We start from the raw sequence: 22,010 nt of genomic DNA on the forward strand, positions 1-22,010 counted from the left end.
ACGTTTATGGCGTTCGCCCCTGCCGAGGGCATTGACAGCTCAGGTCAAGGCCGAAGTCCAACTGAGACTTCACCCGATCGTGGGCTCTTCCTCGAGCTTCCTCGCCTCCTTCATGTTCGGCAAAAAAACCGTCAGCAGCCCGAGCAGCGGCAGATACGAGCAGACCTGAAAGACGAAGTCGATGCCTTTCATATCGGCCACGATGCCGAGCACGGCGGCGGCGATGCCGCCCATGCCGAAGGCGAAGCCGAAGAAGATGCCGGCGATCATGCCGACGCGGCCGGGCACCAGTTCCTGGGCGAAGACGACGATGTTCGAGAAGGCCGAGGACAGGATCAGGCCGATCAGCACGGTCAGGATCATCGTCCATTCGAAATTGGCGTAGGGCAGGGCCAGCGTAAACGGCAGCACGCCGATGATCGAGAACCAGATCATCGGCTTCTGTCCGTAGCGGTCGCCGAACGGGCCGCCGAGCAGGATGCCCAGCGCCGAGGCGCCGAGGAACAGGAACAGCATGACCTGCGACATCTGCACCGAAACGCCGAATTTATCGATGGCGTAGAAGGTGTAGTAACTGGCGAGGCTGGCAACGTAGGCGTTTTTTGTCAGCACCAGCAAGGTCAGCACTGCCAGCGCGCCCATCACCTTGCGGCGCGGGAAGGGTGAGACGCCTGCCGGCTTGCGGTTGGCGAGCGAGGCGCGCAGCCGGCTGTACCAGCCGCCGACCCGCCACAGCACGATGATGCCGATCAGCGATCCGGCGGCGAACCACGCTATGCTGGTCTGGCCGAACGGCACGACGATGAAGGCGGCGAGCAGCGGCCCGATGGCCTGGCCGAGATTGCCGCCGACCTGGAACAGCGATTGCGCCAGGCCGAACCTGCCGCCCGAGGCGAAGCGGGCGATGCGCGAGGATTCCGGGTGGAAGATCGCCGAGCCAATGCCGATCAGTGACGCGCCGATCAGCAGCAGCCAATAGTGTCCGGCATAGGCCAGCACGATCAGGCCCATCAGCGAGGACGCCATGCCGTAGGGCAGCGAATAGGGCATCGGCCGCTTGTCGGTGACCATGCCGATAAGCGGCTGCAGCAATGACGCCGTCACCTGGAAGGTGAAGGTCAAAAGACCGATCTGCCAGAAATCGAGACGGTAATTGTCTTTCAGCAGCGGATAGATGGCCGACAGCAGCGACTGCATGATGTCGTTGACACAATGGCAGAAGCTCACCGCAAGGATGACGCTGAAGGCCGTCGCTTGCGCCGAAGTGTGGCTGGCCGTCGCCGGCGTGGCGGCGGAGGTGGCTGTCGTATCGGTCAACGCAGGCTCCATGGTCTTTTTGGCGGACGCTCCCGCAGGCGGCCCTTATGGCCCCGCTGCCTTATAAGTTACTTGCCGGGCGACTTCTTTCGTGGTTTGGTCCTATAGTTTCGCGAGTGGGCCAATAGCCAATGCCGCATGGCACCGAAATCTTCAAAGCGGGCGACACCGATCTCGGCCAGTTCACCGATCTCGGGCTGTTGCGCCGCTGGCAATGGCTGGAGCAGGCCGTCGGGCCGGCGGTGGCCCTGCCGACCGAATTTCCCGACGGCTACCACGTGCCGCAGCACCGCCACAGCCGCAGTCAATTGCTGCATGCGCTTGTCGGCGTCGTGCTGGTGACGACGCGGCATGGGCGCTGGATGGTGCCGCCCGATCATGCGATGTGGATACCTGCCGGCACCGAGCATTCCGTCGAGATGCTTGGCGACGTCAGCATGCGCTCGGTCTATGTGATGCCGGACGCCATTGCCGGGCTGCCGGATGGCTTACGCGTCGTCGGCATCACCGATCTGATGCACAGCCTGATCGTGGAATCGGAAAAGCTGCCACAGGGGGCCGAGCTTGAGGGGCGCGGCGGGCTGATCATGAGCCTGCTGCTGCATGAAATCCCGAACCTGCCGGAACGGCCGCTCGGCCTCCCTTTTCCTTCAGATCCAAGGCTTGCGGCACTGTGCCGGCGCTTCGTCGCAGCACCCTCGCCGCACGCGACGATCGACGAATGGGCCGATGTCGTCGGCATGAGCCGGCGTTCCTTCACCCGCGCCTTTCATCGCCAGACCGGATTGTCGTTGTCGACATGGCGCCAGCAGGCCTGCCTGTTCGCGGCCTTGCCGAGGCTGGCCGATGGCGAGCCGATCACGAGGGTGGCGCTCGATCTCGGCTATGACAGCGTGCCGGCCTTCATCACCATGTTCAAGCGCATGCTGGGGGCATCGCCGCGCGGCTATATGCGCGGCTCTAGGGACAACATCAGGGTGTCGAACGCTAGCGCATGACCCCCGAACCTTTTCGGAGAGGATCATGCGCAAAATCAAGGTGCTACAGCGTCCTTTGCGCGTCTCTGGACGCGCGGCGTTGTATCGCGGGCAGATTTCAGTCGAACAGGCTTGACACCGACTCTTCGGTCGCCGTGCGCGAGATCGCCTCACCCATCAGGTCGGCGATGGAGACGACGCGGATGTTGCTGGCGTCGAGCACCGCCTGGGTCGGCTGGATGGAATCGGTGATGACCAGTTCCTGCAGCTTCGAGGCGCCGATGCGGGCGATGGCGCCGCCGGACAGAACGCCATGGGTGGTGTAGGCGGTGACGCTGGTGGCGCCGGCGGCAAGCAGCGCATCGGCGGCATTGCACAAGGTACCGCCCGAATCGATGATGTCGTCGATCAGCAGGCAATCCTTGCCGCGCACGTCGCCGATGACGTTCATGACTTCCGATTCGCCAGGGCGCTCGCGACGCTTGTCGACGATAGCAAGCTGGGCATCGATGCGCTTGGCGAGGGCGCGGGCGCGGACCACGCCGCCGACATCCGGCGACACGACCATGACATTGGCAAGCCGCTTGTATTTCGCCTTAACATCGCGGGCCATGACCGGCACCGAGAAGAGATTGTCGGTCGGGATGTCGAAAAAGCCCTGGATCTGGCCGGCGTGGAGATCCAGCGTCAAGACGCGATCGACCCCGGCCCGCGTGATCATGTTGGCGACCAGCTTGGCCGAGATCGGCGTGCGGCCCGAGGCGCGGCGGTCTTGCCTTGCATAGCCGAAATAGGGAATGACCGCGGTGATGCGCTTGGCCGACGAGCGCATGAAGGCATCGATCATGATGAGCAGTTCCATCAGGTGATCGTTGGTCGGGAACGAGGTGGACTGCAGGATGAAGACATCCTCGCCACGCACATTCTCCTGTATTTCGACGAAGATTTCCTGATCGGCGAAGCGCCTGACGCTGGCTTTGCCCAGCGGGATGTTGAGATAGCGGGCGACCGCTTCGGCCAGCACCCTGTTGGAATTGCCCGCGAAAAGCTTCATGCACCGTTCCTGGTGAAGGATGGAGACTCTGGCAGACTCTCTTGAGCCCCTTGATCGGGGCTTTTAGCGGCCCGTGCCGGTATTGCAAGCGTCGTGATCGGAATCCGCCGGCTAATCTCAATAAACATGAACGGCGAGGAAAGCCGGCAACATGTCAGCCGGCCGGTCAGCCCGCTTGGCCGCCAAGCCATGTGGCAAACTGGTCGATCGTCTGGTCGGCGATCGCCTGCATGGTTTCCGGCGCGACCGCAGCCCACCCTTCGCCACCATTGACCGAGGCCGCCTTCTGCTGGCCGTTGATGCGATGCAGCCGGTTGCCTGCCGGGTCATAGACGTCCCAGACATAGATGACGGTGGTATCCTTGCCTTCCGACATCGTCGAGAAATAGCCTTTCAGCACGTGCGTCGGGGTCTGGCCGGCGCTTCCTGCCAAGGTGATGCCGCGCTGCTTGGCTCGCGTCTGAAGCTGCGCGGTCAATGGCGTCGCGGCTTCCACCGAGGCGCCGACGATCGGCGCCACCTGCAGACGGGTGCGTGCGATGACGGCGGCGCTTTTTGCCGGCAGCTCGGTTGCGGGCTGCGCAGGGGCCGAAGGCTGTGTTGTCGCGGAAGGCTGGGCGGTGGTCGCAGGTGCGGTGGGTGTTGCAGCCGTGCCGCTTCCGGCCGTTGGCACGGTCTGTGTCGACTGCGGGGCGATGGCCGAGGGTTCGAGAACGTCCTTCGCGTTGGTGCAGGCGGCCAGCGTCAGCGCCGCGAGCAATGACACGGTCGTCGCATGCGATCGCCTCATTTGCCTCAAAACTCCCTGGCGATGAACGCCTCTTGCATTCTTACCATTATGGATTCATTGCACAATCAAGTCGAGATCATGGCGGGACAGCGGCTTCGGCTGCGATTCAGTCGTCACATAGGTGCGGCCAAGCGTCATTGCCGTCTCGGTTTCGGAGTCCATGATGATCATGTGGGCGAACAGCGTCATGTTCGGCGCGATCGGTTCGGGATTGCCCTGATAGAACATCGGCATGTCCATCCATGATGGGGTGAAGCGGGCGCCGAGCGAATAGCCGCAGGCGTTGAGCCGGTGCTTGGTCAAATTGTGGGTTTCGAGCGTGCGGGCATGCGCGTCGAACACGTCGCCGAAGGTATTTCCGGGCGTCATCGCCTTTTCGACCGCCAGAAGTGCGGCGCGCGCAGCATCGAACAGCTCCTGGTGACGTTTCGACACCTTCCCGGTCAGCACCGTGCGCATCATCGTCGCATGGTAATGGTGGAAGACGCCGGCCCATTCGAGCGTCAACTGGTCGTTCTTGCTCAGCTTGCGGCGGCCAGCCTTGTATCGGCAAAGCAGTGCGTCCACGCCAGAGCCGATGATGAACTCGTTGGCCGGATAGTCGCCGCCGCCGGCAAAGATCGCGCCCTGCATGGCGGCGAGGATCAAGGCTTCGTCGCCACCCTGCTTGATCAGCGGCAGGGCCGCGTCCAACGCGTCGTCGGCGAGATTTGCGGCCTTTTCCACCTTGGCGATTTCGGCGGGGCTCTTGAACAGGCGCAGCCGGCTGACGATGCCGGACGCGTCGGCGATCTGGCCAAAGGTCTGCAATTGCTCGTCCAGGCGCCGGCCATTGTAGGCGGTCAGGCCGTGGGTGTCGTATTCGACGCCGATGCGGGCGCCGAGCAGGTCGAGGTCGTTGAGCAAATTGCGCAGGTCGATCGCCGGATTGGCTCCGTCGCGATCGGTCCACAGCACGATGTTGTCGATGATCGAGGTGTGGCGCGCCTGGCGCAGATCGGCCGAGCGCGTGAGCAGGATCATCGAGCCGTCTGCCTTCACCACCAGGCACTGGAAGAAGCAGAAGCCGAACGTATCGTAGCCGGTCAGCCAGTACATGCTCTCCTGCGCAAACAAAAGGACGGCATCGAGCTTCTTTTCGGCGATCTCGATCATCAGCCGATCGCGCCGCGCGTCAAATTCCGACCGTTCGAAATGCAGCGCCATTATTCTGTCTCCAAAACGATTGCCGAAATCTGCCGCCCGTAATCCGGCTCCTTGCGATGGGTGCTGCGCCGGTAGGAATAGAACAGATCCTCCTCGGCGTAGGTGCAGCGGCCGAGCCCATCGGCGGTGACGCCGGCCCGGGTCAGCCGATCGACCGTATAGCGGTTGAGGTCGAACATTGCATGTTCCGGCTTCGCGGAGGGCGCGAAATAGCCGATATTGTTGGCATCGACCTCGACGAAACGAGCGATGAATTCCGGGCCGACTTCATAGTTTTCCGGGCCGATGGACGGGCCGAGAACCGCAACGATGCGCTCGCGCCGGGCGCCGAGGCTTTCCATCGCCGCAATGGTGTTTTCCAGCACGCCTGACAAGGCGCCCTTCCAGCCGGCATGGGCTGCGCCGACGATTCGCGCCTCGGCATCGGCGAACAGCACCGGTCCGCAATCGGCCGTCGAGGCGCCCACCGCAATCCCCGGCCGGTCGGTGACGACGGCGTCGGCCATCGGCCGCTCGCCGGGAAAGGGCTCCCTGGCGATGACGACGTCGGGCGAATGGATCTGGTGGGCGGTCAACAGATGGCTTGATGGCACGCCCATCCAGTCGGCGACGCGGCGGCGGTTCTCGGCGACCTGCGTCTGGTCGTCGCTCGAGCCGGTGCCGATGTTGAGGCCCTGATAGATGCCGCTGGAGACGCCGCCGACGCGGGTGAAATAGCCGTGGCGAATGCCTTGCGCCCGCGCTTTCTCCAGCAAGGGCGACCGAACGGGATCCGGCTTGGTCTGATTCAGCATGGCTGCGTTGTTGTCCGTGAGAGCGATTTCGTCAAGCGACAGTCGAAAGATGGCGACAGTCCAACGGCGACAGTCGGAAGGCGGGAGAGTGGGAGAGGCGGCAGTGAAAAGTCAATCCGCCGTTGCAAAGGGCGGAACGGTGATGCCGGCAGGCAGGACAGCAAGCACCTTGAACAGGTCGCCCATGGCTTGCGGGCCGGCGAGGCGTTCGACCTCGCCCGCAATCTTTTCGCGCGCCGCCTCATTGGCATTGGCGCCGAGCTGGCCGGCGCGTTCGAGAAGCCCCATTTCCACCAGGAATTCGCCTTGCGTGGAGAGATGGGCATCGAGGCCATGCGCCCGCACGATCGCGGCAAGGGCGGCGAAATCGACATGGGCGGTGAGATCGGCTTCGCCCGGATTGGCCAGCACATCTTCGTGATCGTGCTTGCGCAAGGCCTGCAACGTGTCGCCGATCCCTGGCTGGAGGTAGCCATAGTCGAGGAACAGGCCGGCGCCGCCGAGCCCGGCCAAGCGCTCGGCGATGCTCGCCATCAGCGCGGCTCGGGCCGGCGCGACCTCGACGATCGCGCCCTGTGGCGCGTTTTCGGCATCGTCCGGCAACAGTGTTGGATCGACCGAGCCGGCGCCGGCGAAGACGTGCAATTCGTCGGCGCCGTCGAGGCCGATCATCCGTTCGCGCCAGCCTGTTCCGGCGCGGACGAACTGGCGGATCGGCACCGCGTCGATCAATTCGTTGCCGACGATGAAAAGCGGGGTCTGCGGCAGCGTGTCGATCCTTTCGTGCCAGCCGATCGCGGCAGGCGTGGCGGCAAGCGTTTGCCTTTGGACATCTGCCAGCCGCGGGCTGGTCTCGATCATGGCGAACGATGCACCGGCGGTCAGCGCCGGATCGAGCCGCGAAAGCGTGCGCAGCATGTCCTTCATCAGCGTGCCGCGGCCGGGGCCGATCTCGGCGATGGTGGCCGGCATCGGCCGGCCGGTCGCCAGCCAGGCTTCGTAGAGCCAGACGGCGATCAGCTCGCCGAACATCTGGCTGATCTCCGGTGCGGTGACGAAGTCGCCGGCAGCCCCGAACGGTTCGCGCGTCGTATAGTAGCCGTCCAGCGGATCGAACAGGCAAAGCGCCATGTAGTGGTTGACGGGGATCGGCCCCGCCGCACCGATCAGCTCGACGATGCGGGTTTTCAGCCGGGTCATACCGGCTGTGGCTGTGTAATCGGCCTAGGGCGACGTGCGTCCATTTGGAAAGTACGCCCTGGCACTTTGATTCTACGCATCGTGCTTTCCCAAAATCGATTCCGATTTTTGGGCCGATGCGGTAGCCGTCGCCATCGCCCATAGGCCGGCCAGCAGCATCGGCAGCGACAGCACCATGCCCATCGTCAGCCAGCCGGTGCCGAGGAGGTAGCCGAGCTGCTGGTCGGGCTCGCGGAAGAATTCGACAAGGATGCGCGAGAGACCGTAGCCGGCGATGAAGGCGCCGCCGACGAAGCGCGGCGTCTTCAGCTTGAGCCTGGAATGGGTGAGGAAGCGCAGGACCAGGAACAGCACCAGGCCTTCGAGCAGCGCCTCGTAGAGCTGGCTCGGATGGCGCGCAAAGGGCCCGCCATTGGGGAATTCGACAGCCCATGGCACGTCGGTCGGCCGGCCCCAGAGTTCGGAGTTGATGAAATTCGCCATGCGGACGAGGCCAAGGCCGACCGGCACGCCGGCCGCCACCACGTCGAACAGCGACCAGGTGCGGATGCCGCGCGACCAGGAAAACAGCGTCATGGCGAGAATGACGCCGAGCAGCCCGCCATGGAACGACATGCCGCCCTGCCAGACGGCAAGGATATCAAAGGGTTGATCGATGTAGCGCGGCAGGTCGTAAAACAGCACGTAGCCGACACGCCCGCCAAGCACCACGCCGATAGCCGCCCAGACGATGAAGTCGTCGAGATCCTCGGGCTTCATGGGCACGGTGCCGTCGGGCCAGAGCCTCGCATTGGTGACGAGCCGCTTGGCATACCACCAGGCGAAGAGAATGCCGACGATATAGCCGACGCCATACCAATGCACCGCCAGCGGCCCGATCTGGACGATGACCGGGTCGATGTTGGGGAAGGGCAGGGCGGCCAGCGGCAGCATAAGATACTCGCTCAACAGGATCTCCCGGTTGCGATCACGTCGGGCGCGGACCATGCGGCAGGGTTTTGACGGGGTCAAGGCGACGTGGATGCTATCACTCCCCATGGAAAAGGATGGCATCAAAATCCATCGCGCCGTGCAAGACGTGCGGTATCTCTACCGCGTCGGTGGTGATGCGGTAGAAGATCAGATAGCTGCCATGAACGCGGCGGCGGACGCCGGAAGATCGATGACGCTGCAGGAGCGGATATCGCTCCGGCATGGTCCGCAGCTCCAGGCAGTCGCCGCGCACTTCCCGGATGCCCGCACTTCCCGGATGAGTGTCACCGCGCGAAGCGGGCTGTCGAACGCGATGTGATCGCCAATGGCTTCAAGATCTGCCTTAGCCTGATGGGTAAAGATCAGCCGCTTCACCTGGCCTTCTCGGCCATCGCCTTGTATTTGCCCTCCAGGCGGTCAAGCACCTCTTCCGCAGGCTTCACCCGCCCTGCGTCGGCATCGCCGATGCCTTTGGCGAGCGCGGCGTCGAGTGCAGCCAGGCGCTTCTCCCGCTCTTCGACGAGGCGAACGCCTTCGCGCAGCACTTCGCCCTTCGAATTGTAGCGACCGGTGGTGACAAGCTGGTTTACAACGTCCTCCAGACGGTTGCCCAAATCTGCGCTGATGGCCATGGAGTGCTCCTCGAAGATGCCTTTCGGGTGATAATAATAGTTATTGATCCGTTCAGCCAGTATTCAGTTGACCAAAGTGCACCGACAGTCGATGCCCATCGGTCTCAAACGTTCTTGCATTCCGCGTCACGCGCCACTACGTCAAATCGAGCAAGCGAGGATTTGCCATGTCGACCGGACCGAACCGTATTCTCGATGAATTCGCCAAGCTGATGACCGACGCTGCCGGTGCCGCGCAAGGCGTGCGCCGCGAAGTGGAAACAGCCTTCAAGGGGCAGGCCGAGCGTGTTCTCAACTCGATGGACCTGGTGCAGCGCGAAGAATTCGAGGCCGCCCGCGACATGGCGGTAAAAGCCAGGGAAGAAAACACCCGTCTCGCTGCGCGCATCGAGACGCTTGAGGCAAAGCTCGCCGATCTGACCGGGCAGGCCGCGCCTGCGGCTGCGGCAAAGCCCAGACCAAAAAAATAACGTTAAACTTTTCCACAAAGCACAATCGCAAAAAGCGCTTTGTCATGAATCGCTTACCGGCATTGCGTGAATCTTTGTGACAGCGGCTTTCCACATGCGAATGACGCAGTGCGAAAAATTGGGCTGGTCACGCGACTCCCGATCAATAGACTGAATTTGTTGCATGATTCGGAGCAGGGTCATGCGCCGGGCGGTGGGGTCCGGTCTGGGGTCTTTGTGCGTTGACGAAGTCCTGGCCGTCCGAAGATCTAGACAAAATTGTTCGTTGTGGGTGCCCCGCCGGCCGAGGCGAAGGAACGACAGGAAGCATTCATGGAACTTCTCGAACTCGAATTCTCGCGCGAAATCCATCCGGTGGATGTTATCGAGCAGGTGGCGCACAACAACGACTGGTCCTTCGAACGGGCCGGCGACGACGAGATTTCGATTTCGGTTGCCGGAAGCTGGACCGACTACCACGTCTCATTTTCCTGGATGGAGGATTTCGAGGCGCTGCATCTGGCCTGCGCTTTCGACATCAAGGTGCCGGAGGCGCGCGCGCTCGAAGTGATGCGGCTGCTTTCGCTGATCAACGAGCAGATGCTGTTCGGCCATTTCGACCTCTGGGAGCAGGAGGGCGCAATCATGTTCCGCCAGTCGCTGCTGCTCGCCGGCGGGGTCGAGCCGTCGAGCCAGCAGGTCGAGGTGCTGCTGTCGTCGGCGCTGGAAGCCTGCGAATGCTATTTCCAGGCGTTCCAGTTCGTCGTCTGGTCGGGAACCTCGGCCAAGGACGCGCTGGCCGGCGTCCTGTTCGAGACCTACGGAAACGCCTGAGCCAGGTCCTCCATGAGTTCGAGCAGCCAGCGCAAGCCCGAGATCAGCTTCGCCGATTTCGACCGTGTCGACATTCGCGCCGGCACGATCGTCGAGGCCGAGCCGTTTCCGGAGGCGCGCAAGCCGTCGATCAAGCTGAAGATCGATTTCGGCGCTGACATCGGAGTGAAGAAATCGTCGGCGCAGATCACCAAATACTATGCGCCCGAGACGCTGATCGGCCGGCAGGTGTTCGCGGTGGTCAATTTTCCGCCGCGGCAGATCGGCCCCTTCATGTCGGAAGTGCTGACGCTTGGCTTTCCCGACGAGGAGGGTGCAGTCGTCCTCGGCGCAATCGAACGCAGGGTGCCTGACGGCGGCCGACTGTTCTAGCTTCGTCACGCACGGGCGGAGCGGGAGCGAAGCCGACGCGCAGACTTTCCGTGGCCGCTCCTGGCGAGCCAAGCTGGACGAGCCAGATGCCCTCTGCTTTGAGAGATTAGATGGTTTGGACCACCCCAAACGGATTAGTCGACAGCCCAACGGCCCAGGCGTATTGTTTTGACGCGGCATCTGTCGGGCTGTGCCGCCAATTCTCGGGAGGATACGATGGTTCGACTGCTGACTGCGATTTTCGCTGTGCTTTCCCTTTGCCTCTTTTCGTGGTCGCCCGCCAACGCTGACCCCGTCGACGATCAGGTGAAAGCCGCTTACGTGGCCTGGGACGCTGCGTTCAACAAAGCAGACGCAAAGGCGGTTGCGGCGTTCTACACCGACGACGCGATCTTCTTGCCTGCCACCCATGACGTCATCAAGGCACCGGACGGGGTCGAGAAATTCTTTGGCGGCCTCTTCGGCATGGGCGTGACAGGCCACAAGCTCGAACTGATCGAAGCAGGAGGTGACGGCAACCTGCTGTTTGGCACGGCGAAATGGTCGGCCAAGGGTAAAGACGCCAATGGTGCGGATCAGCCGTGGGCCGGAGTGGCAACCCACGTCTTCGAAAAGCAGGCAGATGGCAGCTTGAAACTCCGGCTGCACACCTTCAACTGATCAACGGCGTTCTTGCTTCCGACGGGAGGGGTCCGCTACCGGGTCGCTGCCCCAGCTCGCGCAGTCACGATCCAGACGGACGCCAAGAGCTGCCCCCTGGCTCGCGCAAGTAATTGAAATCGATCAGCGCCTCCGCTTCCCTGTTTTCGGCAAAGCGTTCCGGATGAACCTGTGGAGCAAGTGCGCCGCCGCCTCAACCCAACAAGTTCTTCACCGAAGGGGCCGCTCGCAGGTCACGAAATGGATCCTCGAGTCTGCGCGCCGGCGTTGCCGCCGCTTCCCCCGTGGATGACGAAAGGTGGTGTCAGTTTTCGCTGGGTGCCCAGCGCCTCTCCAACCGTTTCCAGGAACATCTCCGCGCAGGCTTTCCAGCTATAGCGCATTGCCCGTTGGCGCGCCTCGGCGCGGTCGACATCGAGCGCCGCGAGCGCGGCCTCACGCAAATCGTTCGACACCGCTCCGCCGACGCCGTCGCCGACAATGTCGATTGGCCCGGTCACCGGATAGGCTGCGACCGGCGTGCCGCTGGCCAGCGCCTCGATGATGACATTGCCGAACGTGTCGGTGCGGCTGGGAAAGACGAAGACATCGGCCGAGGCATAGATTTCGGCCAGTTCGTCGTTCGGGCGGTGGCCAAGGAAATGGGCATCGTTGTATCTGGCCTTGAGCCTGGCCAACTCCGGTCCCTCGCCGACGACCACCTTGCTGCCGGGCAAATCCAGGTCGAGAAAGGCGGACAGGTTCTTTTCGATGGCAACGCGGCCGACGCAGAGGAAGATCGGTGGCTTGAGCCCAAGATCCTTTTTCTTGTCCGGCCGGAAATGGTCGGTATCGACGCCGCGCGTCCATGGCCTGAGCTTGGTGAAGCCGCGCGCCGCCAGATCGTCCGCCAGCGACTGGGTGGCGACCAGCGTGCCTTGTCCGGAATTGTGGAAATCGCGAAGCCAGCGATAGGCCCAGGCTTCCGGTATAGGCAGCCGCGCGCTCAGATATTCCGGAAAGCGCGTGTGATAGCTTGTTGTGAACGGCCGGCCCGCCTTGCGGCAATAGCGCCGCGCCATGATGCCGAGCGGGCCCTCGGTGACGATATGGATATGATCGGCGTTGCGTGCTTCGATCAGGCGCGCGATGTGGCCTGGCGTCGTCAGCGCCAGCCGGATGTCCGGGTAGGTCGGCAGCGGCAAGGTGCGAAAGATATTCGGGGTCAGGAAGTCCGTCTCGACGTCGAAGGATTTCAGGGTTTCTGAAAGCCGTTCCAGCGTATGGACAACGCCGTTGACTTGCGGGCGCCAGGCGTCGGTGACCATCAGGATGCGCATAGCAGGCCTTTGCTTGAAAGGTCGTCGGTTTCCTTGATGCGGGGCCGCAAGGCCGAATCAATCAGGATCACGCGCTTCATGCGCGCTCTTCAGCATGGTTTCATGACGGGCCGATGAAGGCATAGCCGATGACCGTCTACAACACCTGAAAGCACGACGCGTAAGTTCAAAGTGTTAGAGCGTGCTTTGTGCGCCCAATTGGACGCACGTCGCTCTAGTCAGGCCGGAACCTTGATGACGGCGCGCAAGCCGCCGAGCGGGCTGTTGTCGAGCATGATGTCGCCGCCATGGCTGCGGGCAATGTCGCGTGCGATGGCAAGGCCAAGGCCAGTGCCGCTGGCATCGAGGTTGCGGGCTTCGTCAAGCCGCACGAAAGGCTTGAACACGTGCTCGCGCTTTTCAGGCGGAATGCCCGGACCGTCGTCGTCGATGGTGACGAGCAGCGAGCCGCGGCCGTGGTTGGCGTTGATCTCAACCGTCTTGGCATAACGGAAGGCGTTGCCGACGACATTGGACAACAGCCGGGCAAAGGCGTGCGGCCGCACATGCACATTTGGATCGCCGGCGAGCGAGGTCGACAGTTTGCGCTTGCGCAGCGTTGCCTCCTCGCCGAGCTTGTCGAAATAGGCTTCAAGGTTGAAACGGCCGGCGTCTTCGGTTGCCTCGCCGCGGGCAAAAGCGAGATAGCCTTCCAGCATGGACTGCATGTCGTCGATGTCCTGGCCGAGCGCCTCGGTGTCGGCCTTGGTCCCGGTCAGCGCAAGCTGCAGCTTGAAGCGCGTGAGGATGGTCCTCAAATCGTGACTGACGCCGCTCAGCATGGCGGTGCGCTGTTCGAGCTGGCGTTCGATGCGTTCGCGCATCTGGATGAAGGCAAAGCCGGCGCGGCGAACTTCCTCGGCGCCGCGCGGACGGAAATCGAGCGGCATCGGCCGGCCCTTGCCGAAACTTTCGGCGGCCTCGGCCAGCGTCAGGATCGGCCGGATCTGGTTGCGCAGGAACGGGATGGCGATCATCAGCAGCACCAGCGAGGTGCCGACCATCCAGATCAGGAAAATGTGCGTGTTCGAGGCATAGGCCTGGCTGCGGCGCACGAAGGCGCGCAGCACCTTGCCTTCGAGCTGGACGCGGACCTCGATGATATTGGAATTGCCGACCGTATCGATCCAGAACGGACGGTTGATCTGATGGGTGATCTCGGACGAGAGAATTTCGTCGAGGATCGAGAAGAACGGCTTTGGACCGGGCGCCGGCAGAGGATCGGGCGGCAGCAAGTCGATCTTCAGCTGCATGCGATCCTGCGCGATGCGGATGATGTTGGCGTAGTCGGCCTCGTGCGGATAGGTTTCCACCAGGTCGACGATCGCGGCAATGTCGCGGACCGTGGCCTGCGACAGGCGCTGCGTCACGGTCTGCCAGTGGCGTTCCATGAAGACAAAGGCGAGGACCGATTGCAGCAGGATCATCGGCGCGATGACGATGATCAGCGAGCGGGCATAGAGCCGCTTCGGCATGTAAAGCGAAACGAGGCGCCAGAACCGTTTCCAGGCAAGCGGCACGGCCTTCAGCGCCCGCCTGGCGCGAGCGCTCAAGCCGCGATCTCCCGGCCGTTCCAGTTGCGTGGTCGCCATTCGCCCTTTTTGCTCATCCGCAGCCGCTCGACAAGGGGCTGCGGGCGGCAGTCTATTCCACGCTGAGCCGATACCCAATACCGCGCACGGTCTGCAGCCAGACCGGATTGGACGGATCGCGCTCGATCTTGCGGCGCAGCCTGTTGATCTGGACGTCGATGGTGCGCTCGCCGACTTCGGATTCGTCGCCGACAAGTTCATGACGCGGTATCGTTTCGCCGGCCCGGGCCGCGAAGATCGCCAGGATCTCCTGCTCGCGGTCGGTCAGCTTCAGAGCCTCGCCGCCGCGCTTGAGCTCGCGCCTGGCGATCTGGAACGTGTAAGGCCCGAAAACCAGCTGCTCGACCTTGGGCGTCGTTGCAGGACCGCCGCGGCGCAGGATGTTGTTGATGCGCAGGATCAATTCGCGGGGATCGAAAGGCTTCGGCAGATAGTCGTCGGCGCCGGCCTCGAGCCCGGTGATCCGGCTGTCGGTCTCGGACAGCGCGGTAAGCATCAGGATCGGCACGTTCTTGGTTGCCCGCAACGCCTTGGCGAGATCGACGCCGGTTTCGCCCGGCATCATGATATCGAGCACCAGCAGATCGAAATCGAGGCCGGCGAGCTTGCGCCGCGCTTCGCCGGAATTTCCGGCAACGGTGACACGAAAGCCGTTTTCGGTCAGATATTGTTTGAGAAGATTGCGGATACGGGTATCGTCATCGATCACCAGCAGATGCGGCGCATCGTCGTCCGGTGCTGCCGGTTGATCAACCCTTTCAATGGTCTCCATGGCTTTTCCCTGACGTTTTTGCGGGCACAATGTCGATCTGCGCCCTTAGTTCCGGATTGACCATCGCTTCCAGGAAGCGCTCGATCAAGGCGCGTTCGGTGGCTCCGGAATCTTCCAATGCAGCATGGATGCGGCGTGACTGTGGCCGTGCCAGCGCCAGCGCCAGGGCGCGGCCCTTGGCTGTCGGATAGAGCTCGCGCTGCCGGCGGTCGCGCGGGCCCTGCAACTGGACGATGTGATCGGTATCGATCAGTTGCTTGAGCACGCGCGCCAGGCTCTGCTTGGTGATCTTCAGCACGTCGAGGAGTTCGGCGACCGTCAGGCCCGGCCTGCGATTGACGAAATGCAGGACCCGGTGATGGGCGCGGCCGAAACCATAGTCGAACAGGATCTGGTCCGGATCAGAGGTAAAATCGCGATAGGCGAAGAAGAACAGTTCGATGATGGCAAAGTCGATGCCGTCCTCGTCGGTGATCGCCGTCCTGATCGGTTTTCCGGCTGGGTGGCTGCGATCCGTCATCTTTTCTCCGTGCGAAAGGGAAATTATGTCAGTACTATTGACGTAATTTCCCGGCAATGGTAATTTTTGACAAGCTTTTCGGCGGATTGCGAACGAAAAGGCAAGGGAAAGCCGTTTTTCCGGAACTTCCTGTGTTTGCCAGCCCTTATATATCCGCCTACGCTTCGAGATGCCGGCCGCCCGATGCGGCTGACAGGAAACGCGCAACGATAATGTGCGGGCGGCCGCCCGCGGGAGGTTACCATGGCATCCGTTCCCTTTGACCAAATGGACGGCTTTATCTGGATGAACGGCGAGTTCGTCCAATGGGCCGACGCCAAGATCCACGTGCTGACCCATGGCCTGCACTACGCCAGCGCGGTGTTCGAGGGCGAACGCGCCTATGGCGGCGAGATTTTCAAGCTGACCGACCACAGCGAGCGCCTGCACGAATCGGCACGCCTGCTCGGCTTCAAGATTCCCTATTCGGTTGCCGAGATCGACGACTTCTGCCGCACGCTGTTGAAGAAGCAGGGTTTTCAGGATGCCTATGTCCGGCCGATCGCCTGGCGCGGCAGCGAACAGATGGGCGTCTCGGCGCAAAACAGCCGGATCAACTGCGCCATCGCCATCTGGCAGTGGCCCAGCTATTTCGATCCGGCACAGAAGCTGAAGGGCATCCGCCTCGATCTGGCCGAATGGCGCCGCCCCGACCCGCGCACCGCGCCGTCGAAATCGAAGGCTGCCGGCCTCTACATGATCTGCACCATGTCCAAGCATGCCGCCGAAGCCAAAGGCTATGCCGACGCCATGATGCTCGACTGGCGCGGCCAGGTTGCGGAAGCAACCGGCGCCAATATCTTCTTCGTCAAGGACGGCAAGATCCACACACCCACCCCCGATTGCTTCCTCGACGGCATCACCCGCCGTACAGTCATTGGTCTTGCCAAGGATCGCGGCTTCGAGGTGATCGAGCGCACCATCATGCCGGAAGAACTCGAAGGCTTCCAGCAGTGCTTCCTCACCGGAACGGCGGCCGAGGTAACGCCCGTTTCAGAGATCGGTCCATACCGATTCGAGGTGGGCGAAATCGCCAAGACTCTGATGAACGACTATTCTACAGCCGTTCAACCCAAGCATGCGATTGCCGCAGAATAACAAAAGTCACAACTTTTTTAACAAGTAGGGGCGGTTTTCGGACTGCCCCTTTTATTTAAGCACCTCGGCATTTGACTTTCGTCCAGTTCGGCGTCTCATGATGCTGTCGGCCCGGGAGGCTGGCAGCTATGGAGGGATTGGTAATATGGACATGAACACGCTTCTTCAGATCATTGTTCAGGTGATTATGGGTGTCATTGGTGGCCAGGCGGTGGGCGCCGCGCTCAAGACAGCGGCAATGGGGCAGCTTACCAAAATCCTCGGCGGCGCGCTTGGCGGCGTCGGCGGTGCGGCCATCCTCGGCAGCCTGCTCGGCGGTGGCACGATCGATCCGGCTGCAGCCGCAGCGGCAACGGGCGGATTGGGCAGCGCGCTGAATGTGCAGAACATCCTCGGCGGTGCTGGTGGTGGCGCCATTCTGACGGCCATCATCGGCGCGGTCATGAACGCGACGAAGAAGTAAGCTTAATGCATGTCGCGCAAAAGCATGCCCTCCAGGGCCTGACCCGAGGGTGCGCAGCGGTTTTGCGATAACGACATGCATAAAAACAATAACTTAAAGCGCGTCGCATGAATCCATTCAGCCGCGACGCGCTTTAGCGGTTCCGGGTTTTGCGTGGGCGGCTTCGGCCGCCCGTTTCATTTTTGCGTTGTCGCGACAGCCGGATGCGGTGGACGACGTTCGCGTGTGTCTCTAAATCAGAAGCGACACAGCGAAAGGACGATCATGGGTCAGCTCAACGCCGGCATTGTGCCGGTCACGGCCTTCCAGCAAAACTGCACCATCCTCTTCGACATGGACGACAGGCAAGGCGTCGTCGTCGATCCCGGCGGCGACATCGACAAGGTGCTGGCAGTGCTCAACGACAATGCGATCAACGCCGGCGCGATCTGGATCACGCATGGTCACATCGACCACGCCGGCGGCGCCATGGAGCTGAAGGACGCGCTCGGCATCGAGATCATCGGCCCGCATGAGGCCGACCGTCCGTTGCTTGCCAATCTCGAGAACCAGGCGAAACACTACGGCATCACCGATCCGGTGCGCAACTGCGTGCCCGACCGCTTTCTCGGCGAAGGCGATACCGTCTCGTTCGGCCAGCACGCGTTCGAAGTCTTTCATTGCCCGGGCCACGCGCCCGGCCATGTCGTCTTCTACAATCGTGCGGCGAAGTTCGCCCATGTTGGCGACGTGTTGTTCCGCGGCTCGGTCGGGCGCACCGATCTGCCGGGCGGCGACCACGCCGCGCTGATCGCCTCGATCAAGGACAAGCTTCTGCCGCTCGGCGACGACATCGGCTTCATCTGCGGCCATGGTCCCGGCGGCCGCTTCGGCGAGGAGCGCCGGAGCAACCCCTTCCTGATTTAAACGCGTCGTGGCTGCGGAGCCTCACGCGGCGCGCGTCAGTCTCTCCTTTCCTTATGACGCCGAAAAAAGCGCTGTCCTTGCGGACAGCGCTTTTTTGGGGGGGCAGGGAAGCCTCAGTTCGCGGTGCAGAAATGCTGTTCGCCGTCATAGCCGGTGAACGTGCCGGTGCGGCCGTTGAAAGAGCGATAGCGATCCGAACAATATTCATACCAGCCACGGGTCCATGGCTCGGCATAGCCGTCATTGTAGGCGACCCGCGGTTCCGCGTAGTAGCGGCGCACCGGGGCGGGCCGCCGTGGATAACGATCATAATCGTCATAGCCGGGGTCGTAATAGCTGGGCTGCGGGTTGTTGAGCGCACCAACGATCAGGGCGCCGGCCGCGAGGCCAAGGACGCCTGCCGCGATCGCATCGCCATTGCCACGATGGTGGTGCCGGTGGCGCCAGTCACCAGCGCTGGCCGCTGGCAAGGTCGCGAGCGTGGTTGCAACGATCGCGGCGGACAGGACGGCGGTCTTGAGAATTCGGTTCATCTCGGTCTCCTTCATGCCGGCCCGGGTAATCTGCGGCCCGGGTAATCTGTGGGTAATCTGGGGGATGCGGTCCGGCTTTACCGAAGATTAATAGGCGACCGTGGCTGAACGGGGGCTGAACGAAATTGGCGGGCTGGGGACCAGTCGATTTATCGATCAGGCATGGCGCAAGGCACAAATATTGTACGCTCAACAAGGAGCGGAGCTGCGCCAGCGGACCGCCCGACGCTGTCTCGAGCTCGGCTCAGCCGATCGACAGGTTGACGGCTTTCGGACCCTTGCCGCGCTTGTCCGGCTCGGTGTCGAATGTCACCTTCTGCCCATCCTCAAGACCGGGAAGACCCGACGCCTGCACGGCCGAAATATGGACGAAGACATCCTTCGCGCCATCATCCGGCGTGATGAAGCCGAAGCCTTTGGCATGATTGAAGAATTTGACGGTGCCGGTCTGCGGCATGGGAAGCTCCTTTGATCCCATCAAGTCCAGTCTCGGGCCGGCAAATGCCCGAGTAGAAATTTGTCGTTTATTTTAGCGCCATCGGCAAGAGAAAGTTTTGCGAGCAGTGGCTTGCCGCCCTGCCACTAAAAAAGGCGCGACGAAACCGCCGCGCCTTCGAAACTCGGGTCCGGCGCTGAAAGCCGGTTCAAGGCCTTTGGAGCGGCCTCGGGCTCATTCCTGGCACCTCCGGCTTCGCACGTCCCCTAGGGCACGTCCGGGCGGACATGCGCGCCGACGGTTCAGTCCGCGCGGAGATTGACCGCCTTCGGCCCCTTGCCCATGCGGTCGGGCTCGACATCGAACGTGACCTTCTGGCCATCGACGAGCGTGCGCAGGCCCGAAGCCTCGATCGCCGAGATGTGGACGAACACGTCCTTGGCGCCGTCGTCTGGCGTGATGAAGCCGAAGCCTTTGGTAGCGTTGAAGAATTTAACGGTGCCGGTCTGGGCCATTGGGGAAACTCCTTCACCCGTGTCAGTCTTTGTGGTTTGCCCGCCGCCTGACGCCGTGGGCAAGTCCCGGTGGTTGCTTCGGCAGTCATGCATTGGCGCATGGTTAGAACCCCCCGCCGAAAAACGGGGCCGTCAGAGATTCACAGTATCGGGGAAAGGTCGTCCAAAACGTTCCGCTCTCCGGGTCGCAAATGCCCGAACACAAAATTTATCGCACGGAAACGCGATGGTTGCAAGGTAGCGCCAACGGCCGCTCATGGGCGCCTTCGCACACATGGCATCGACAAAGCGGGGTGCTCGCCCGGTGGTCATCGGCCATAGCCCGGCCACGCATGGTCCAGCCTGCTGGGAGCCTGCAAACAGGGGTTGCATTCGGCGGGTGGAATGGCGAGGATCGGCTTGGCGTGTAGGCGCATTTTGCATCTTTTGCGCATGCCGTTGTCCCAAACCGCTTCGCACCCTCGGGTCAGAGCCCCGTGGGCATGCTTTTGGGTGACATGCATTGGAGCGGGGGCTCGAGGGAGGTCTGGTGATGAAATTTCTTGCGGCAATCTTCTCGCGACAGGGTTTTGCCATCCTGTTGCTGTCGGCAGTTCTTGCAGCCTGTACCGCGGTGGTGGTGGAGGAGGACGGACCGGGCTACCGCCCGCCTCGGCCCGAGCCGCAATATTGCACCAGACAATATGATCCGGTCTGCGCGCGGCGCGGTGGCGACCGCCAGACCTTCGCCAATGCCTGCCTTGCCGAGCGGGCCGGATATCGCATCATCAGCGGCGGCCAGTGCCGCGACGGTGGCGGTGATGGAGAGCAGACATTCTGCACGCGCGAATACCGCCCGGTCTGCGCCCGGCGCGGCAGCGCGTTGCGCACCTTCCCCAACGCCTGCGAGGCTCGCGCCGCCGACTATCGCATCGTCGACGACGGTCCCTGCTGAGCTGGTTTCCTCCCCGTCTCCGGGCGGGGAGGCTCATCCATCAACTGGGCGCAGCCGCGCGAGCGCAGCTGGCGGCTCTTGCCCCTACGCCGGCAGCCTCGCCTTGCGGCAATAGGCGATGAACTCGGCCCTAGCCAATCCTGACCATGGCTTCGAAATTATGTGATCTTTGATCCGATCCGCGCGATGGCTGGATGAATGCAGGGCTGCTCATCCGTCCGCCGCTAGCCCTTGGACTTCGGTTTCAAACCGGCTTCCGCCTGCTTCACAGCCGAGCCGAAGGGGGAGACCGGTTTTGCCGCCGTCTTGTCCTTCTTGGGCTTGCGTGTCTCGCGGTTGCTGCGCTGTTGACCCTTGGCCATTTCCTGGTCCCTCGTGATTGGTGAACATGGTGGCGACGGTTGATGGATGGCTAGCTGTTTGGATCGTCGGCCACTTCGAGATTGTCTTCCGTGGTGACCCGCTCATGGGTCTCCTCGTCGCTACGGATGCGGTATTGCGGCGAGCCGTCCTTGACCGGCAGCCTGCTTTTGATCTGGAACAGCTCGGCGGTCTTCTGAACGAGGCCGGTGCGGCTCTTCATGCGAACGGTCTGGCCGATCGCGAAAAGATGCGCAGGCGTGTCGGTGCGCGGGCGCGCGTTCTGCTGGAAGCGGATCATGCGGCATTCTCCTGGTCGCGCCTCAGCGCGGTTTCGAGTTCGGCGAAGTCGATGGCGACCAATTGGCTGGTCTGGCTTTTCACCGTTCTTGCCGGCAGATGGATGAAAGTGGCGACACGGCGCCAGGCAAGCCACGAGATGCCATCGACAAGCTCCTCATCGTGGTCGATGTCGTAGTCGCCGGCCGGTAATTGTCCTTCCAGGCCGCCAATCATGAACGGTGCCTCGAAATGCGCGATGGAATGGGTAGTTCGGCCAGACATTCTCGTGCCTCGAAGTGTCGTCTTGGATCCGATAGGGTGGCGCCCGCTTCGCGGCACCGGGACTTAAGGTCGTGGGTCCCTGTTCGGCAATTTGGGTATCGGCAATTTGGGTATCGGCGATCTGGAATGAGTTTGGCGGGTCGAGAACTTCTGACGCCGCGAGATGCCAAGCTTGGCCCAAAAAACGATCTCAATTCATTAATCCAAAATTGCGGTTTATTCAAGAAGATTCCCGCCTGGAGCCGATCTTGGCGTAAAATTACTTTTCTAGGGCTATTTGTAAAATGGTGATACGATCCGGACTCTTCACAAGAATTGTTTGAGATTGTGCCGGAAAACTTCATCCTGGCATAGATTTTTATTTATATCTGAAAGGAAAATCCATGGTTTCCGTGAAAACGCCTGATGGCTCGACCGTAACAATCAAGCCGATCATCAAGCCCACAAAAGTCATGTCGGCGCGACTGACGATAAGAAGTGATGAGGCAGCGAGGCGCAGGATTGCCGACACCGACGGCACGCTGCGGCGGGCCAGACAGGTTGCGGAGACCAACCGCCTGATCTGACATGGCCGGCCCATGAACCCAGGATTTCCGGCAACTGGCCTGCGAACCCTTGAACCTGCCGCGCCGATGGCCTAGATCGCGGCAGGCAGACAAAACA

29 protein-coding genes are annotated in these 22,010 nt (G+C 62.2%); 10 read left to right on the forward strand and 19 right to left on the reverse strand.

Features of this window, described 5'->3' with window-relative positions; translation table 11 throughout:
• Positions 1-69: 69 nt before the first annotated feature.
• A complete protein-coding gene (locus M727_RS0100765; protein WP_036261145.1) occupies positions 70-1,317 on the reverse strand; it encodes an MFS transporter in 1,248 nt (415 codons plus the stop codon).
• Positions 1,318-1,448: 131 nt separating this feature from the next.
• Here M727_RS0100765 and M727_RS0100770 point away from each other — a divergent pair, with 131 nt between their 5' ends.
• Positions 1,449-2,315 carry a helix-turn-helix transcriptional regulator gene (locus M727_RS0100770; RefSeq protein WP_027151052.1) on the forward strand — a complete coding sequence of 289 codons (867 nt, stop codon included), beginning with the start codon at positions 1,449-1,451 and terminating at the stop codon, positions 2,313-2,315.
• A gap of 97 nt (positions 2,316-2,412) precedes the next feature.
• On the opposite strand, the gene M727_RS0100775 is transcribed toward M727_RS0100770, so the two are convergent.
• The 8 genes from M727_RS0100775 to M727_RS0100810 all read right to left on the reverse strand — a co-directional run bounded on the left by M727_RS0100775 (position 2,413) and on the right by M727_RS0100810 (position 8,942).
• Positions 2,413-3,348, reverse strand: a complete 936-nt coding sequence (locus tag M727_RS0100775) for a ribose-phosphate pyrophosphokinase (protein WP_023799890.1) — start codon at positions 3,346-3,348, stop codon at positions 2,413-2,415.
• Positions 3,349-3,514: 166 nt separating this feature from the next.
• Positions 3,515-4,138, reverse strand: a complete 624-nt coding sequence (locus M727_RS0100780) for a hypothetical protein (protein ID WP_027151053.1) — start codon at positions 4,136-4,138, stop codon at positions 3,515-3,517.
• Between the two features lie 54 nt (positions 4,139-4,192).
• A complete protein-coding gene (locus tag M727_RS0100785) occupies positions 4,193-5,344 on the reverse strand; it encodes a Xaa-Pro peptidase family protein (protein WP_027151054.1) in 1,152 nt (383 codons plus the stop codon).
• Positions 5,344-6,138: a peptidoglycan editing factor PgeF gene (gene pgeF, locus M727_RS0100790; RefSeq protein WP_027151055.1), complete on the reverse strand. Its 795-nt coding sequence runs from the start codon at positions 6,136-6,138 to the stop codon at positions 5,344-5,346. The genes M727_RS0100785 and pgeF overlap by 1 nt, the downstream gene beginning before the upstream one ends.
• A gap of 111 nt (positions 6,139-6,249) precedes the next feature.
• Positions 6,250-7,338: a class I SAM-dependent methyltransferase gene (locus M727_RS0100795; protein ID WP_027151056.1), complete on the reverse strand. Its 1,089-nt coding sequence runs from the start codon at positions 7,336-7,338 to the stop codon at positions 6,250-6,252.
• 72 nt (positions 7,339-7,410) lie between these two features.
• Positions 7,411-8,286: a prolipoprotein diacylglyceryl transferase gene (gene lgt, locus M727_RS0100800; RefSeq protein ID WP_027151057.1), complete on the reverse strand. Its 876-nt coding sequence runs from the start codon at positions 8,284-8,286 to the stop codon at positions 7,411-7,413.
• Between the two features lie 79 nt (positions 8,287-8,365).
• A complete protein-coding gene (locus M727_RS42825; RefSeq protein WP_245268319.1) occupies positions 8,366-8,533 on the reverse strand; it encodes a type II toxin-antitoxin system RelE/ParE family toxin in 168 nt (55 codons plus the stop codon).
• Between the two features lie 148 nt (positions 8,534-8,681).
• Positions 8,682-8,942: a type II toxin-antitoxin system ParD family antitoxin gene (locus M727_RS0100810; RefSeq protein WP_027151059.1), complete on the reverse strand. Its 261-nt coding sequence runs from the start codon at positions 8,940-8,942 to the stop codon at positions 8,682-8,684.
• 167 nt (positions 8,943-9,109) lie between these two features.
• On the opposite strand from M727_RS0100810, the gene M727_RS0100815 reads away from it, so the two are divergent.
• The 4 genes from M727_RS0100815 to M727_RS0100830 all read left to right on the forward strand — a co-directional run bounded on the left by M727_RS0100815 (position 9,110) and on the right by M727_RS0100830 (position 11,257).
• Positions 9,110-9,412, forward strand: a complete 303-nt coding sequence (locus tag M727_RS0100815; protein WP_027151060.1) for an accessory factor UbiK family protein — start codon at positions 9,110-9,112, stop codon at positions 9,410-9,412.
• A gap of 312 nt (positions 9,413-9,724) precedes the next feature.
• Positions 9,725-10,225: a YbjN domain-containing protein gene (locus tag M727_RS0100820; RefSeq protein ID WP_006202532.1), complete on the forward strand. Its 501-nt coding sequence runs from the start codon at positions 9,725-9,727 to the stop codon at positions 10,223-10,225.
• A 12-nt stretch (positions 10,226-10,237) separates the two neighbouring features.
• Positions 10,238-10,597: a tRNA-binding protein gene (locus M727_RS0100825; RefSeq protein ID WP_027151061.1), complete on the forward strand. Its 360-nt coding sequence runs from the start codon at positions 10,238-10,240 to the stop codon at positions 10,595-10,597.
• A gap of 216 nt (positions 10,598-10,813) precedes the next feature.
• Positions 10,814-11,257, forward strand: coding sequence for a nuclear transport factor 2 family protein (locus tag M727_RS0100830; RefSeq protein WP_023799881.1), 444 nt, complete (start codon positions 10,814-10,816; stop codon positions 11,255-11,257).
• A gap of 233 nt (positions 11,258-11,490) precedes the next feature.
• On the opposite strand, the gene M727_RS35495 is transcribed toward M727_RS0100830, so the two are convergent.
• From M727_RS35495 to M727_RS0100855, 4 genes are all read right to left on the reverse strand, one after another.
• Entirely contained in the window at positions 11,491-12,576 is a 1,086-nt protein-coding gene (locus M727_RS35495) for a glycosyltransferase family 1 protein (protein WP_245268320.1), read from the reverse strand.
• Positions 12,577-12,794: 218 nt separating this feature from the next.
• On the reverse strand, positions 12,795-14,207 hold the full coding sequence (locus M727_RS0100845; protein WP_027151062.1) for an ATP-binding protein: 1,413 nt from the start codon (positions 14,205-14,207) through the stop codon (positions 12,795-12,797).
• Between the two features lie 52 nt (positions 14,208-14,259).
• Entirely contained in the window at positions 14,260-14,979 is a 720-nt protein-coding gene (locus M727_RS0100850) for a response regulator transcription factor (protein WP_036261013.1), read from the reverse strand.
• A complete protein-coding gene (locus M727_RS0100855) occupies positions 14,966-15,499 on the reverse strand; it encodes a MarR family transcriptional regulator (RefSeq protein WP_027151064.1) in 534 nt (177 codons plus the stop codon). Before M727_RS0100855 ends, M727_RS0100850 begins: the two co-directional genes overlap by 14 nt.
• 243 nt (positions 15,500-15,742) lie before the next feature.
• Between M727_RS0100855 and M727_RS0100860 the strand changes: the two genes are divergently transcribed.
• From M727_RS0100860 to M727_RS0100870, 3 genes are all read left to right on the forward strand, one after another.
• Complete coding sequence (locus M727_RS0100860) at positions 15,743-16,636, forward strand: branched-chain amino acid aminotransferase (protein WP_027151065.1); 894 nt, start codon at positions 15,743-15,745, stop codon at positions 16,634-16,636.
• A 145-nt stretch (positions 16,637-16,781) separates the two neighbouring features.
• Complete coding sequence (locus M727_RS0100865) at positions 16,782-17,099, forward strand: hypothetical protein (protein ID WP_027151066.1); 318 nt, start codon at positions 16,782-16,784, stop codon at positions 17,097-17,099.
• A 264-nt stretch (positions 17,100-17,363) separates the two neighbouring features.
• Positions 17,364-18,005 carry an MBL fold metallo-hydrolase gene (locus M727_RS0100870; RefSeq protein WP_027151067.1) on the forward strand — a complete coding sequence of 214 codons (642 nt, stop codon included), beginning with the start codon at positions 17,364-17,366 and terminating at the stop codon, positions 18,003-18,005.
• Positions 18,006-18,118: 113 nt separating this feature from the next.
• Here M727_RS0100870 and M727_RS0100875 read toward each other — a convergent pair whose 3' ends face one another.
• The 3 genes from M727_RS0100875 to M727_RS0100885 all read right to left on the reverse strand — a co-directional run bounded on the left by M727_RS0100875 (position 18,119) and on the right by M727_RS0100885 (position 19,489).
• Positions 18,119-18,538, reverse strand: a complete 420-nt coding sequence (locus tag M727_RS0100875) for a BA14K family protein (protein ID WP_027151068.1) — start codon at positions 18,536-18,538, stop codon at positions 18,119-18,121.
• A 244-nt stretch (positions 18,539-18,782) separates the two neighbouring features.
• Complete coding sequence (locus M727_RS0100880; protein ID WP_006202521.1) at positions 18,783-18,995, reverse strand: cold-shock protein; 213 nt, start codon at positions 18,993-18,995, stop codon at positions 18,783-18,785.
• 281 nt (positions 18,996-19,276) lie between these two features.
• Positions 19,277-19,489 (reverse strand): cold-shock protein, encoded by a 213-nt coding sequence (locus M727_RS0100885; protein ID WP_023799871.1) that lies wholly within the window; start codon positions 19,487-19,489, stop codon positions 19,277-19,279.
• A 532-nt stretch (positions 19,490-20,021) separates the two neighbouring features.
• On the opposite strand from M727_RS0100885, the gene M727_RS0100890 reads away from it, so the two are divergent.
• On the forward strand, positions 20,022-20,423 hold the full coding sequence (locus M727_RS0100890) for a Kazal-type serine protease inhibitor (RefSeq protein ID WP_027151069.1): 402 nt from the start codon (positions 20,022-20,024) through the stop codon (positions 20,421-20,423).
• 224 nt (positions 20,424-20,647) lie between these two features.
• Here M727_RS0100890 and M727_RS42200 read toward each other — a convergent pair whose 3' ends face one another.
• From M727_RS42200 to M727_RS0100905, 3 genes are read right to left on the reverse strand one after another with little or no spacing between them, the layout of a single operon-like run.
• Positions 20,648-20,785, reverse strand: a complete 138-nt coding sequence (locus M727_RS42200) for a hypothetical protein (RefSeq protein WP_167366538.1) — start codon at positions 20,783-20,785, stop codon at positions 20,648-20,650.
• Between the two features lie 50 nt (positions 20,786-20,835).
• Positions 20,836-21,084: a hypothetical protein gene (locus M727_RS0100900; protein WP_027151070.1), complete on the reverse strand. Its 249-nt coding sequence runs from the start codon at positions 21,082-21,084 to the stop codon at positions 20,836-20,838.
• A complete protein-coding gene (locus M727_RS0100905) occupies positions 21,081-21,347 on the reverse strand; it encodes a hypothetical protein (RefSeq protein WP_027151071.1) in 267 nt (88 codons plus the stop codon). The genes M727_RS0100900 and M727_RS0100905 overlap by 4 nt, the downstream gene beginning before the upstream one ends.
• Positions 21,348-21,730: 383 nt before the next feature.
• Here M727_RS0100905 and M727_RS0100910 point away from each other — a divergent pair, with 383 nt between their 5' ends.
• Entirely contained in the window at positions 21,731-21,913 is a 183-nt protein-coding gene (locus M727_RS0100910) for a hypothetical protein (protein WP_027151072.1), read from the forward strand.
• Positions 21,914-22,010 lie beyond the last annotated feature (97 nt).

The organism is Mesorhizobium sp. WSM2561 (assembly GCF_000513915.1).
Taxonomy (GTDB): domain Bacteria; phylum Pseudomonadota; class Alphaproteobacteria; order Rhizobiales; family Rhizobiaceae; genus Mesorhizobium; species Mesorhizobium muleiense.